General features: G+C 66.1%; 15 protein-coding genes. 8 read left to right on the top strand and 7 right to left on the bottom strand.

Going from position 1 to position 12,798, the window contains the following annotated elements; all coding sequences use genetic code 11:
• The first annotated feature begins 124 nt into the window (after positions 1-124).
• Together ACEN8G_RS10865 and ACEN8G_RS10870 are read left to right on the top strand one after the other, a co-directional pair.
• On the top strand, positions 125-550 hold the full coding sequence (locus ACEN8G_RS10865; protein WP_413417860.1) for a DUF934 domain-containing protein: 426 nt from the start codon (positions 125-127) through the stop codon (positions 548-550).
• Positions 543-1,319, top strand: coding sequence for a phosphoadenylyl-sulfate reductase (locus ACEN8G_RS10870; RefSeq protein ID WP_413417862.1), 777 nt, complete (start codon positions 543-545; stop codon positions 1,317-1,319). Before ACEN8G_RS10865 ends, ACEN8G_RS10870 begins: the two co-directional genes overlap by 8 nt.
• A 243-nt stretch (positions 1,320-1,562) precedes the next feature.
• On the opposite strand, the gene ACEN8G_RS10875 is transcribed toward ACEN8G_RS10870, so the two are convergent.
• Entirely contained in the window at positions 1,563-3,056 is a 1,494-nt protein-coding gene (locus ACEN8G_RS10875; RefSeq protein ID WP_183996387.1) for a replicative DNA helicase, read from the bottom strand.
• 83 nt (positions 3,057-3,139) lie between these two features.
• Here ACEN8G_RS10875 and ACEN8G_RS10880 point away from each other — a divergent pair, with 83 nt between their 5' ends.
• The 4 genes from ACEN8G_RS10880 to ACEN8G_RS10895 are packed head-to-tail and all read left to right on the top strand — an operon-like array spanning position 3,140 to position 5,147.
• A complete protein-coding gene (locus tag ACEN8G_RS10880) occupies positions 3,140-3,625 on the top strand; it encodes a UPF0262 family protein (protein WP_413417864.1) in 486 nt (161 codons plus the stop codon).
• A 4-nt stretch (positions 3,626-3,629) separates the two neighbouring features.
• Positions 3,630-4,322: a GH25 family lysozyme gene (locus ACEN8G_RS10885; RefSeq protein ID WP_413417866.1), complete on the top strand. Its 693-nt coding sequence runs from the start codon at positions 3,630-3,632 to the stop codon at positions 4,320-4,322.
• Positions 4,319-4,759, top strand: coding sequence for a cytidine deaminase (locus ACEN8G_RS10890; protein WP_413417868.1), 441 nt, complete (start codon positions 4,319-4,321; stop codon positions 4,757-4,759). Before ACEN8G_RS10885 ends, ACEN8G_RS10890 begins: the two co-directional genes overlap by 4 nt.
• A gap of 13 nt (positions 4,760-4,772) precedes the next feature.
• The gene (locus tag ACEN8G_RS10895) at positions 4,773-5,147 is read left to right on the top strand and encodes a glyoxalase (protein ID WP_413740783.1); all 375 of its coding nucleotides are present in this window, start codon (positions 4,773-4,775) and stop codon (positions 5,145-5,147) included.
• Here the strand turns inward: ACEN8G_RS10895 and ACEN8G_RS10900 are convergent.
• Complete coding sequence (locus ACEN8G_RS10900) at positions 5,144-7,831, bottom strand: glycosyl hydrolase 115 family protein (RefSeq protein WP_413417872.1); 2,688 nt, start codon at positions 7,829-7,831, stop codon at positions 5,144-5,146. The genes ACEN8G_RS10895 and ACEN8G_RS10900 overlap by 4 nt on opposite strands.
• A gap of 94 nt (positions 7,832-7,925) precedes the next feature.
• Between ACEN8G_RS10900 and dcd the strand changes: the two genes are divergently transcribed.
• Positions 7,926-8,477 (top strand): dCTP deaminase, encoded by a 552-nt coding sequence (gene dcd / locus ACEN8G_RS10905; RefSeq protein ID WP_183996397.1) that lies wholly within the window; start codon positions 7,926-7,928, stop codon positions 8,475-8,477.
• Between the two features lie 96 nt (positions 8,478-8,573).
• Here dcd and ACEN8G_RS10910 read toward each other — a convergent pair whose 3' ends face one another.
• The 5 genes from ACEN8G_RS10910 to ACEN8G_RS10930 all read right to left on the bottom strand — a co-directional run bounded on the left by ACEN8G_RS10910 (position 8,574) and on the right by ACEN8G_RS10930 (position 11,686).
• Positions 8,574-8,939 carry a tetratricopeptide repeat protein gene (locus tag ACEN8G_RS10910; RefSeq protein ID WP_413415331.1) on the bottom strand — a complete coding sequence of 122 codons (366 nt, stop codon included), beginning with the start codon at positions 8,937-8,939 and terminating at the stop codon, positions 8,574-8,576.
• A 186-nt stretch (positions 8,940-9,125) separates the two neighbouring features.
• Positions 9,126-9,548, bottom strand: a complete 423-nt coding sequence (locus ACEN8G_RS10915; protein WP_413415358.1) for an ExbD/TolR family protein — start codon at positions 9,546-9,548, stop codon at positions 9,126-9,128.
• A 32-nt stretch (positions 9,549-9,580) separates the two neighbouring features.
• Entirely contained in the window at positions 9,581-10,060 is a 480-nt protein-coding gene (locus tag ACEN8G_RS10920) for an ExbD/TolR family protein (RefSeq protein WP_413415330.1), read from the bottom strand.
• Between the two features lie 94 nt (positions 10,061-10,154).
• Positions 10,155-10,919, bottom strand: a complete 765-nt coding sequence (locus tag ACEN8G_RS10925; RefSeq protein ID WP_307119479.1) for a MotA/TolQ/ExbB proton channel family protein — start codon at positions 10,917-10,919, stop codon at positions 10,155-10,157.
• Between the two features lie 86 nt (positions 10,920-11,005).
• Entirely contained in the window at positions 11,006-11,686 is a 681-nt protein-coding gene (locus tag ACEN8G_RS10930) for an energy transducer TonB (protein WP_413415329.1), read from the bottom strand.
• A gap of 368 nt (positions 11,687-12,054) precedes the next feature.
• Here ACEN8G_RS10930 and ACEN8G_RS10935 point away from each other — a divergent pair, with 368 nt between their 5' ends.
• A complete protein-coding gene (locus ACEN8G_RS10935) occupies positions 12,055-12,756 on the top strand; it encodes a hypothetical protein (protein WP_413415328.1) in 702 nt (233 codons plus the stop codon).
• Positions 12,757-12,798: the final 42 nt, after the last annotated feature.

The following is a 12,798-nucleotide window of genomic DNA, read 5'->3' on the forward strand; positions in this document are numbered from 1 at the left end:
CCCTCGCCCCCAAGTTCGCCCTTCCCCATTTCGTCATCCCAGCGAAAGCCGGGATCTCGTGCGGCTCTTTCCGCGCTCCCTTGCCTGAGATCCCGGCTTTCGCCGGGATGACGGGGAATTTTGCATGACCAACCTCCTCCGCTACCGCGACGACGAGGCGCATGAGGAGCCCGCGGTCACGCTCGACTCCTTCCTCGGCCAGTCCAACGCCACCGCCGTCCGCATCGAGAGCGGCGAGGATGCGCGCGTCCTCCTGCCCTATCTCGATCGCATCGCTTTGGTCGAAGTCAGCTTCCCCAAGTTCCGCGACGGACGCGGCTATTCCACCGGCCGCATCCTGCGCGAGGCCGGCTATACCGGCGAGCTGCGTGCCCAGGGCGATGTCCTGGTCGACCAGATCCCGCTGATGCGCCGCTGCGGCTTCGACAGCTTCGCGCCGGAAGCGCCGGTCGACGAGGCCGTGCTCGCCGCCAGCCTCGCCCGCTACGAGTTCCATTACCAGGCCGCCGCCGATCCTGCGGTGCCCGTGTGGAAGCGCCGGCATGGCTGAGGCCGCGCGCAAGGTGGATCGGGACATTGATCGCATCGACGTCGCCCCGCGCTGGACTGCGGCCGATGCGATCCGCCTGAACAACCTGTTCCGCGGCACCGACACGCCCGAGATGCTGCGCGAGGTGCTGGGCAACCACATGCTCGGCGAGGTCGCGCTGGTCTCCTCCTTCGGCGCCGAGAGCGCCGCGCTGCTCCACCTCGTCGCCCAGGCCGATCCCAACACCCCGGTGATCTTCCTCGATACCGGCAAGCATTTCCCTGAGACGCTTGTCTATGTTCGGCAGCTCGCGGAATTCATCGGCCTCACCAACCTCCAGATCGTCACGCCCGATGCCGAGACGATCGAGAAGCGCGACGCCACCGGCCTGCGCTGGTCCTATGACCCCGATGGCTGCTGCGAGATCCGCAAGGTCATCCCGCTGGAGAAGGCGCTGGCGCCGTTCGACACCAGCATCACCGGCCGCAAGGCCTTCCAGGCGAGCACCCGCAACGCCCTGCCCCGCTTCGAACTCGACGGCGACCGGTTGAAGTTCAACCCGCTCGCCACCTGGACCAAGCAGGACATCGAGGCCTATTTCGAGGCGCATGACTTGCCCCGCCACCCGCTGGAGGCGCAGGGCTATCTCTCGATCGGCTGCGCACCCTGCACCAGCGTGGTCAAGCCGGGCGAAGACCCACGCTCGGGCCGCTGGCGCGGCTGGGACAAGACCGAATGCGGCATCCACACCCCGATCGAGGACGGCGACCCCAACCAGCCGAGCTTCTGAGCCGGCCCGCCCGCGCCTTGCAAAATAGGATTTCGGCTGCTTGCCTCGCGCAGCCGAGCCCTGGCCCGGCCGCTCTTTGACCTTGTTGGAAAAATAGGATCACGCGCTCGCAATCATGTTGCGAGATGCGCGGCGTTCCCGGGAAAACAGGGAAAATAGACGCCGCGAAAATCGCGTGGAGGCGTGAACTTTGTGGACTTTGGCGAGTCGCCTTGGCCAACGATGTAGGATTGGCGATACGGCTTAATAGCCGCCCGGCGCGAGATCGCTGAACTTGGTGAACTGGCGGTCGAAACGCAGGTCCACCGTGCCGGTGGCGCCGTGACGCTGCTTCGCAATGATCACGCTCGCCTTGTTCGCCACCTGCAGCTGATGGTCCTGCCAGGCCTGGTATTTCGCGATCTCGTCGGGCGTCGAATTGCCGTCGGGCACCTTGGGTGCCTTGAAGTCGTGGTAGTATTCGTCGCGGTACACGAACAGCACGATGTCGGCGTCCTGCTCGATCGAGCCCGATTCGCGAAGGTCGGAGAGCTGCGGCCGCTTGTCCTCGCGGCTTTCCACCGCGCGGCTCAGCTGAGACAGCGCCAGCACCGGCACGTGCAGTTCCTTGGCCAGCGTCTTGAGACCGCGGCTGATCTCGGAGATTTCCTGCACGCGCCCGTCGCCCGAAGCCTTGGCCGAGCCGGTCAGCAGCTGGAGATAGTCGACCACCACGAAGCCGATCTTGTACTGGCGCTTTAGGCGGCGCGCACGCGTGCGCAGCGCCGCGATCGTGAGGCCCGGCGTGTCGTCGATATAGAGCGGCAGCCGCTCGAGATCGCCCGCGGCGCGCGCGAACTTCATGAACTCCGGCCCGGAGATATTGCCGGTACGCAGCTTCTCCGACGAGACCTCGGACTGTTCGGACAGGATACGCAGCGCCAGCTGGTCGGCCGACATTTCGAGGCTGAAGAACGCCACCGGCGCGCCGATCGACTTGTCCTCCGGAATCCCGGCCTCCATGTCGTCGAGGTACCGCTTCGCTGCGTTGAACGCCATGTTGGTGGCGAGCGAGGTCTTGCCCATGCCCGGGCGGCCGGCGAGGATCAGAAGGTCGGAGCGGTTGAGACCGCCGGTCATCGCGTTGAAGTCGGTCAGGCCCGAGGTGATGCCCGACACGCTGCCGCCCGAGTTCATCGCCCGCTCGGTATGCCGCACCGCCACCGTCGCGGCGCGGGTGAAGCTCTTGGCGCCGGTATCCTCGCCGCCCTTTTCGGCGACTTCATAGAGCTTTAGCTCGGCCTGCTCGATCTGCTTGGCAGGATTGATCTCCTCGCTGGTGTCGAGCGCACTATCGACCAGGTGGCGCCCCACACCCACGAGCGCGCGCAGCACCGCAAGGTCATAGACCTGGTCGGCAAAGGCGCGCGCGCCGATCAGGCTGGCCGGGTTGCCGGTCAGCTGCGCCAGATAGGCCGGCCCGCCCAGCTCCTTCATCGCGGCGTCGGCGGCGAACAGCGGCTTGAGCGTCACCGGCGTGGCCAGGCGGTTGTCGCCCACCAGCGTCGAGATCGCATCATAGATCCGCCCGTGCAGCGGCTCGAAGAAATGCTCGGGGCGCAGCTTCTGCAGCACGTCTTCCGCGACTCGGTTGTCGATCATCATCGCGCCGAGCAGCGCCGCCTCGGCCTCGACATTGGCGGGCAGGCTCAGCCCTTCGGGAGAATCAGGAATCGGAAGGGGGATCGGTTGCGCCATCCCCACCCTATGCGCACTGCCCGGCGTTTCCGGCAACCGCACAGCTTGTGGAAAACGGTAATAGGTCGCAAAGCAACGCCGATATGTCCGCAGATCCGCGCATCATCGACGTCACGCTCGACGAGCGCACGATTCTGTGGCGGTCGGCGGACATCGAGCAGGAACGGCGCATCGCGATCTTCGATCTGCTCGAGGAGAACCACTTCGCGCCCCAGCGCCCCCAGGCGGACGGCTATGCCGGCCCCTACAAGCTCCATCTGGCGGTGCAGGAGGGCCGGCTGGCGCTGGAGATCAAGCGCGCCGACGATTCCCATCAGGAGACGCTTGTCCTCGGTCTGGCCGCATTCCGCCGCCCGATCCGCGATTACTTCGCGATCTGCGACAGCTATTATGCCGCGATTCGCAACGCCACGCCCGCCCAGATCGAGACCGTCGACATGGCCCGGCGCGGCATTCACAACGACGCGGCGACGCTGCTCAAGGACCGGCTGGAAGGCAAGATCGACGTGGATTTCGACACCGCCCGCCGCCTGTTCACGCTGATCTGCGTGCTCCACATCAAGGGATAGGCCGGTGCACCTCCGCGTATATGCGCGCCGGCTGCGCTTCGTCGTGCCGGGGCTGATCCTCTTGGGGCTGCTCGGCTGGAGCGCCTGGCTGTTCGCCTCGCGCTGGCGCCCCTCGCCCGGCGACTTCCCGGTGCAGGGCGTCGACGTGTCCGAGGAGCAGGGCCCGATCGAGTGGTGGACCGCCAAGAAGGCCGGCATCGACTTCGCCTATATCCGCGCCACCAGCGGCGCCCAGGCCCGCGACCTGCGCTTCCCCGAGAACTGGCGCTGGACCTTCGAGGCCGGCATCCGCCGCGGCGCGCTCCATGTCTATTCGCTCTGCCAGCTCGCCGCCGACCAGTCGGGCAATTTCATGAGCACCGTGCCGCGCTCGGACGACCAGCTGCCGCCGGCGGTGGAGATCGACTTCCAGCCCGATTGCCCCGCCCGGCCCGAGCGCCAGGTGGTGATCGGCGAGCTGGGCCGCTTCCTCCACGACGTCGAGACGCATCTCGGCAAGCCGGCGATCCTGATGGTCTCGAGCCGGTTCGAGGACCAGTATCGCCTCAGCGACGCTTTCCCCCGCCTGCTCTGGGCGCGCCAGGGCTTCTTCCCCCCCTCGTATTTCGCGCGGCCATGGTCGATATGGCAGGCAACCCGCCACCGCCGCATCGAAGGCGTCGGCGAGGCCGTGAACTGGGACGTGATGGCAAAATGAGCGAAGTGAACCCCAAGGCACTGATCGAGGCCGCCCGCGAAGCCTCGAAGAACGCCTACGCCCCCTATTCGAATTTCGCGGTCGGCGCTGCGGTGCTGCTCTCGGACGGCACGGTCGTCACCGGCGCCAATTTCGAGAATGCCAGCTACGGCCTCTCGCTCTGCGCCGAGACGGTGGCGCTGGCGAAGACGAGCAGCGAAGGGCGCCTGAAGGAAGTCGTCGCGATCGGCGTGATCGGCGGCCGGATGGGCCATGAAGACACCACGCCGGTAAGCCCGTGCGGCCGCTGCCGCCAGATCATCAACGAAGCCGCCCAGCTCGGCGGTCGCGACCTGCCTGTCTTCTGCGGCGGTGCCACCGGCGACGAGATCGCCGAGTACACGCTCTCGCAACTGCTACCTGCAGCGTTCGGCCCGCGCGACCTCGGCATGGCCTGATAGCGGCCCGCAAGTGGACATGACCAACCTCGCCACCACCACGATCCGCCCCTTCGTCCCCGGCGGCAAGGATTTCGCACTCTCCAAGCGTTTCTATCTCGCGCTCGGCTTCGAGCTGACCTTCGAGGCGGGCGGCGTGGCGGGCTTTGCCTGCGATTCCGGCAGCTTCCTGCTCCAGGACCATTATGACGAAGGCTGGGGCAACAACTTCATGATGCAGCTCATCGTGCGGGATCTCGACGCCTGGTGGGCGCATATCCAGGCGCTCGACCTGCCGGGCAGCTTCGGCGTGCCCGAGCCCAGGCCGCCGGCGCCGATGCCCTGGGGACTGACGCTGGCCTATGTGATCGGCCCGTGCGGCGAGCTGTGGCACGTGGTGCAGGGCTAGCGCCCGCCCAGATAGCGCTCGGGCAGCGTGCCCGTACCCACCACGATCCGCTGCAGCACGACATTGTCGTCGATCCGCCAGACCTTGAGCACGTGCCTGCCCGCCGAAACGCCCGGGAAGCGCGCCACCAGCATCCGGGCGTTGTCCTCCACCGCCTTGTTCCAGTCGCGCTTGGGCTGGCTGTCCGCGGCATTGGGCGCCGGGGTGAGCAGGTCGGTCAGTACCTGCACCGGCCCGTCATCGATCGACACGGCCACCCGCAGCTTGCCGTCCGCGCCGGTTCCCAGCGTCGGCACCAGGATCAGCCGCACGTTCAGCTCCCCGGCCCTGGCGACCGGCACCGCATATTCGAGCCGCACGCCATCCGCGGGCATCGTGGCCGGACGCCCCTGCGGCAGGGCAAGCACCGCGCCCTGGGTTCGCCCGAGATGCGGGATCACCTTCCAGCTCAGTCCCTTGCCGCCCACCGCACGAACATAGTCCGGCGCCTCGATCACGCCTTCGCCGCCCTGCGGTGACCGCAGCAGCTCGAACAGCGGCTTGCCGACGCCCAATATGCCCTTCGGTGCTTCCCGGATCGGCCTTGGCGTGCCGGCGACGCGCTTCACTTCGGGCATCACCTGCTTCTCGGGCTGCTGCCAGTTCGTGTAGCCGATATGGGTCTGCAGCATCATGCCGTCCCATTTGCCGCCGGCGATGCCGTGGTACCGGTCGCTCAATGCCTGGTCACGGGCGAACAGCTTCTCCGCCTGGTCGGCAAAGGCGTTCGCCCGCGCATCGTCGGCCGCGGCAAGCGCCCGGTTCCACGCCACGGCGTAATAGAGCCGATAAAGGTTCGCCATCGCCGCGATCGGATGCTCGACGAGTTGGAAGAAGGCATCCTGCCCCTCGGCCGGCACCTTCGCCCTGGCCTGCAGCATCGCCGTTTCCAGCGCGCTCCACTCGTCGACCATCGCGCCGAATTCACCGCCGTGGAGCACCGGGCCGATCCGCCGCCCGAGATAGTTGACGGCGGCATCCATCCGGGCTTCCTCAAGCGTCGCCGCGATCGGCCCCGTTCCGCGGCCCAGCGCAAAGCTCCCGGCGTCGATCAGCTCGGGCTTCCGCCGCGCGGCGAGCTGGGCATAGCGGGTGAGCAGCGTGCCGATCTCCCTGCCCTTGGCCGCCCCGAACTGCGCGCCGGCCCACTCCGCCGGGAAACGCGCCAGCGCCTCGGGCGTCATCGCCTCGGGGTTCCAGGCCTGCTTCAGGAAGAAGCTCAGCGGGTACTCCATCGGCTTGAGGTCGCCGACATTGACGATCCACAGCGCCCTGGCGCCGCGCTGCCAGGCCAGGTCCATCTGCTGCCAGCTCTTCTCGATCTGGTTGGTGTTCAGCCACTTGTAGTTGCGCGGCCCGCCGACATAATCGAAGTGATAATAGACGCCGTAGCCGCCCTTGCGCGAGCTCGCGCCGGGATCGGGCAGGCGACGGATCTGGCCCCAATTGTCGTCGGCGAACAACAGAGTCACGTCGTCGGGCACCTGCATGCCGTGGTCGTAATAATCCTGCACTTCCTTGTAGAGCGCCCAGACCTGCGGCGTTTGATCCGCCGGCTTGCCGGTCACGTCGGCGATGATCCTGCGCTGGTCGGCGACGATGCCCTCCAGCAGCCTGGTCGCGGTGCCCTCGGCCATCGGCTCGTCACCATCGCCGCGCATGCCGACGGTCACCAGGCTCTCATAGCCCTTGCCGTCGCCCTTCGACATCATCCGCTCGATCCCTCCGCGCCAGAAGGCCCGCAGGTTGGCGGCGTTGGTCGTGTAGTCCCATTTGCCGCCGGTCACCCCGCTGGCGGTGTTCCGGTGCCACTCGTCCTGCGCCCGCGTCATCGGCTCGTGATGGGAAGTGCCCATGACGATGCCCATTTCGTCGGCGAGGATCTTGTTCTGCGGATCGTCGTCGTTGAAGGCGCGCGGCGCCCACATCGCCGGCCAGAGATAATTGCCCTTGAGCCTCAGCTCGAGCTCGAAGATATGCGCGTAAGCCTTTGCATTTGCGCCGCCAAACTTCTTCTGTGCCCAAGTGGAAAAGGCCGGTGCCTCGTCGTTGATGAAGAAACCGCGATAGCGCACCCTGGGCTGGTCGCGCCGTGATCCGGCGGTGATGTAGACGTTCGCGCGCTTCGCAATGGGCACATCGGCGAACCAGTGCCAGGGCGACACGCCGATCTTCTCCGAGATGTCGTACGCGCCATAGACCGCGCCGCGCCGGTCCGAGCCGATAATCACCAGCGCCCGGTCGACGCCCGGCGCGGGGTTGTCGACTATGATCTGGCGGAAAGCCTCCCATTCGCCGGCAATGTCCTGCGCCTTGATCTTGCCGGCGCGCACCAGGGCATCGATCATCGGGCTCTGGCCGAGTACGCCGATCATCACCACCGGGCCCTTGGCCCCGGCCAGCGCCGCGGCGCGTGTCGCCCTGGCGCCGCTCACGCGCTGGAGATCGCCGGCAAACCCCTCCGCGGCATGGCGCACCGCCGGGTCGGCGCCGGGATCGACCAGCACGGTCGCGGGCTTGCCGGCGCGGATCAGCGCGAAGCTCGCCCTGTCGGCCCTTGCGCAGACCCTCACCGCACCTTCGCAGGCCAGTGCCGGCACCGAGACCATCATCCCCGCCAGTGCAGCCGTCACCAACCCGCGCATACTCTCTCCCGTGTCTATTTGTCTGCGTTATGCGCAGATGCGGGCAATCCGACAAGCCACTTGCCCCGCCGCGCGCTTCCGGCAAAACGGGGCCATGATCCTTTCAGACCGCTGGATTCGCGAACAGGCCCTCTCGACGGGCATGATCGAGCCCTTTGTCGAGGCGCAGCGCCGCGAGAACTGCATCAGCTACGGCCTGTCGTCCTACGGCTATGACGCGCGCGTCGCCGACGAGTTCAAGATCTTCACCAATGTCGATTCGGCGGTGGTCGATCCCAAGGATTTCGCCGCGAACAGCTTCGTCGACCGCAAGACAGATGTCTGCATCATCCCGCCCAACAGCTTCGCGCTGGCCCGCACGGTCGAATATTTCCGCATTCCGCGCGACACGCTCGTCATCTGCCTCGGCAAATCGACCTATGCGCGCTGCGGGATCATCGTGAACGTGACGCCGCTCGAGCCAGAATGGGAGGGGCATGTCACGCTGGAATTCTCCAACACCACGCCGCTGCCCGCCAAGATCTATGCGAACGAGGGCGCGTGCCAGTTCCTGTTCCTCAAGGGCGACCAGCCCTGCGAGACCAGCTATGCCGATCGCGCAGGCAAATATATGGGGCAGCGCGGCGTAACCCTGCCGCGGCTCTAAGCCTCTGTTCCAAATGGGAAAGGCGCCGGGATCATCCGGCGCCGGTATCGCCGCCGGCCGCGCGAGAGGGTGGCGCGGCCGCCGGCGTTGGCGCGCTCAGCGCGAGGTCAACTGGAGCGCGTTGACGCGCTGAAGACCCTTGTTGGCGACGGCGTACGAAGTCGACTGCCGATCCCCCGGAAGGTCCATCTCGAAATTCCGCTGCGAGAGCACCTGGCGATACAGGTCGCGCGCTTCGGCGGCGCGGCCGGTCTCGGCATAGATCGCGGCGAGATTGAGCAGAAGCTCGGGCGCGCCCGGATTCTGGCGCAGCTGGGCGGTGAGCTGGCGCTCCGCCTGGGAAAACTGGCCATTCTGAATGGCGGTACTGGCTACGGGGTCCCCGTTCTGGCCCTGGGCCTGCGCGGGAAGCGCAGCAAGCGCGAACGGGGCGGCGGCAAGGACAATGAGCGCGATGCGCATAACTCCTACTCCTTCTGTTACGTCACGGAGACTCTTCCATGACTCTTTGAAGACAATAGTGTTACACTTATGTGTCATCCGCACAAGCGGCTTGATACGCCTCCGTAGTCATACGGGCAAAAAGAAAGGCGGCCCCGAAGGACCGCCTTGCTTTGCTTCCGAATGCCGGCCCTAAGGGGCGGCGGATCAGAAATCGTTGCGATACTGCTCGTTGCCGACGAAGCCGAGCTTGTTCACATTCGCGCGCTTGATGATCGCGAGAATGCGGTCGACGACTTCGTAGCGTGCCTGCGGATCGGGCTGGAAGTGCAGCTCCGGCTCCGGCGACATCTGCAGCGTCTGGTCGAGATACTGGCGAAGCGTCACGTCGTCGATCGGCGCGCTGTTCCAGAAAACCTGGCCCTGCGCATCGATATAGACCTTGTTCTTCTCCGGCTCGACGATCGGCGCGTTGTTGTTGGTCGACTGCGGAAGGTCGACCTTCACCGCGTGCGTCTGAATCGGAATGGTCATGATGATCATGATCAGGAGCACCAACATGACGTCGATCAACGGCGTCGTGTTGATTTCCATCATCGGGCCGTCATCACCACCGCCGCCCACGCTCATACCCATAGTCTAAACTCCTTTGAGCAGGGCCGTCAGAGACGAACCGTGGCCGAGCCGGCAGGCGGTTCGGAGATGAAGCCAACCTTGACGAAGCCGGCCATCTGCATCGCGAAGATGGTGCCGCCAATGCAGCGGTACGGCGTGTTGACGTCGCCACGGATGTGCACTTCGGGGAGCTCGAGGCCGGCGGCGTTCATGCCACCCTGCTTGTCGATCTCCTGCTTCAGCTTCTTCACGCCACGATCGACCAGTTCCTGGCTCGTCACCGGGGTCATGCCCCAGAAGACTTCGCACTTGCCGCCATTGGCGGTGACCGAGAGCGAGACGTTCTCGGGCTTGGTGGTCGTCGGCTCGAACTGGACCTTCGGCAGCTCCAGCTTCACCGTCTGGATCACGACCGGAACCGTGATCAGGAAGATGATGAGGAGCACCAGCATCACGTCGACGAGCGGCGTGGTATTGATGTCCGACATGGGGGCGTCTTCACCGCCCCCGCCTACGCTCATCGCCATTGCGCGCTATCCTATCCTTCTATTCCAACTCCGGCTCGGGGCCGGAGACAGGCCGCGCATCCCCAGGGAGCGCGGCCCATGCATTCCAGATCGCTTAGGCGCGCGGCGCGGTGCTGGTGGTCGCGGCCGGAGCGGCCTTGGCCGGAGCAGCCTTGGCGACGGTCGGGCGCACGCGGCCGTCCGAAGCGAGGTAGCCGAGCAGATCGTTCGAGAACGCGTTCAGGCTCTCGTTGATCTTCTTGTTGCGGGCCTGCAGCCAGTTGAAGGCGAGCACGGCCGGAACGGCGACGGCGAGACCGACGGCGGTCATGATCAGCGCTTCACCGACCGGACCGGCGACCGCGTCGATCGACGCCTGGCCAGCCGCACCGATCTTCACGAGCGCGCGGATGATGCCGATAACGGTACCGAACAGACCGATGAACGGAGCGGTCGAGCCGACGGTCGCGAGGAACGACAGGCCGCTCTTCAGCTGCGAGTTGATCAGGTCTTCCGAGCGAGCGAGCGAGCCGTGCAGCCAGTCATGGGCTTCGACCGGATCGGTCAGCTTCGAGTGCTGCTCCTGGGCGGCCAGGCCGTCGTCGACCAGCTGGCGATAGGCCGAGTTCTTCTCGAGCTTCGCAGCGCCTTCGCGCAGGCTGTTGGCGTTCCAGAAGCCGGCGCGGACGCGCTTCGCCTGGTTGAGGATCTTCTGCTGCTCGAACAGCTTGGTGAACAGGATGTAGAGCGAGAAGAACAGCATCAGCACCAGGATGCCGAACACCGTCTGCGAGATCAGGCCGCCCTCACGGAGCGCCGGAATCAGGCCGTACGGATTTTCCTTGGGCGCCCCAGCGGCGGCGAGAATGGTCGTGAGCATTGTCGGTTCTTTCCTCTAACTAAATAGCGCTTTTTATCCACAGATCCGGCGCGCCCTCGCTAGAGCGCGCCGGCGAAACACACAGCCTAGCTCGGAATCTTCCAGGTGAAGCTGCCGTTATAGGGCGCAGGGATCTTGTTCCCGCCCTCGTCCTCGGCCGGATTGAACCGGGCGCGGCGCTTGAGGAGGTTGCAAGCCGTGCTGTCGAGGACGGACACGCCGCTCGAACCCGTGACGGTGCATGCGGTCACCTTGCCCGACGCATCGACGTCGAGACGGAAGCGGACGGTGCCAGCCTGCTCGGCGCGCAGCGCGGAGGCAGGATAGTCGTCGTCCGTCACCCAGCTCTGCGGCGAACCGCGCGGCGTGAGCTTCTTTGCAATCCGCGGCGGCGCGGGCGGCTGCGGCGGAGGAGCCGGCTGCGCAGGCGGAGCCGGCGGAGTCGTCGGCGGCTGCGGTATATCGATCCGCGGCGTGGTCTGGATGGGCGGCGACGGAGTCGGCACCTGGACCACTGCCGGCGGCACTGCGATCTGAGTCGGCGGCGGCGGCACCGGAGTATCCGGCGGCGGCGGCGGCGGCGGCACTTCCTCGGGCGGAGGCGGCGGCTCTTGCACGTCGAACGTGTTCAGCTTTTCCGCCTGCTTCTTGATATATTGATATGCAAGGCCCGTGACGAAGGCATATCCCATGCCAGCCACGATTATCGCAACCAGAACGATCGCGACGACGCGGCTGCCACTTGTATTGCGGTCAGCGTAAGACATCCGGCAACGTCACTCCTCTAATCCCTGACATACAGCCCTGTGCTGCGGATTTGCGACCCCGTGTGCACAAGTCTGCCCGCCGTGCGCTATATGCGTCCCATTCGGCAGCGGGCGAGTCTCTATCGCGCGCACCGGGTGGACGCAAACCCTTTGTCGGACAAACGCGCCCTACAATCGCCGCATGACGGAATTATTTCTGTATAGCCGTAACGGATTCCGGTAACCCGATCGGCATGAACCGTAGCTTCCCCGCCATATTTTCTTGCGCAATTGCGCTCGCTGCACCCTTAGGTGCATCCGCTAAACCCCAGCAAACACAGGCGCAACCAGCCCCTGTCTTACCGAGCTACGCCACCCTGGCGAAGCAGGTGACGACGGCACCGCTGATCATCGATGCGCGCATCCGCAAGGCCGAACGGCTGAAGGCGGAAGAATCGCCTGGTCTGGCCACTGGTATGACCCGATTCCTGATCGAGGCCGACGTATCCGCCCTGATTCGCGGCACCCAGGCCATGGCCTCGCGCATCACCTACACCGCCGATGTGCCCCTCAACGCCAAGGGCAAGGCACCCAAGCTCGCCAAGCAGCGCGTGCTGCTGTTCGCCCGCCCCGTGCCCAGCCGTCCGGGCACCGTGCAGCTCACCGGATTGCAGAGCCAGATGAACTGGCTGCCCGAGCTCGACGCCCAGGTCCGCGCGATCACCAGGGACGCGCTGGCGGCCGATGCCCCGCCCGCGATCACCGGCGTCGGCAACGCCTTCCACGTCCCCGGCTCGCTGCCCGGCGAAGGCGAGACCCAGGTCTTCCTGCAGACCGCCGGCGGCGCGCCGGTGTCGCTCCAGATCCTCCGCCGCCCGGGCGAGACGACGCGCTGGAGTGTCTCATTGGGGGACATCGTCGACGAATCGGCCGGGGCGCCGCGCGCGAATACCTTCCTCTGGTACCGCCTCGCCTGCGGCCTGCCGCGCAGCCTGCCGGCCGAAAGCGTCGAATCGGACGACGCCGCGAATGCGACCAAGGCGAAGGAAGACTATGCCTTCGTCCTCCGCTCGCTGGGGCCTTGTGCCTGATATGACCGTCACCCCGGCGAAAGCCGGGGTCTCATGCGGCAG

It is taken from the genome of Sphingomonas sp. Sphisp66, from assembly GCF_047324325.1.
In the GTDB taxonomy this organism is placed as follows: Bacteria; Pseudomonadota; Alphaproteobacteria; order Sphingomonadales; family Sphingomonadaceae; genus Sphingomonas.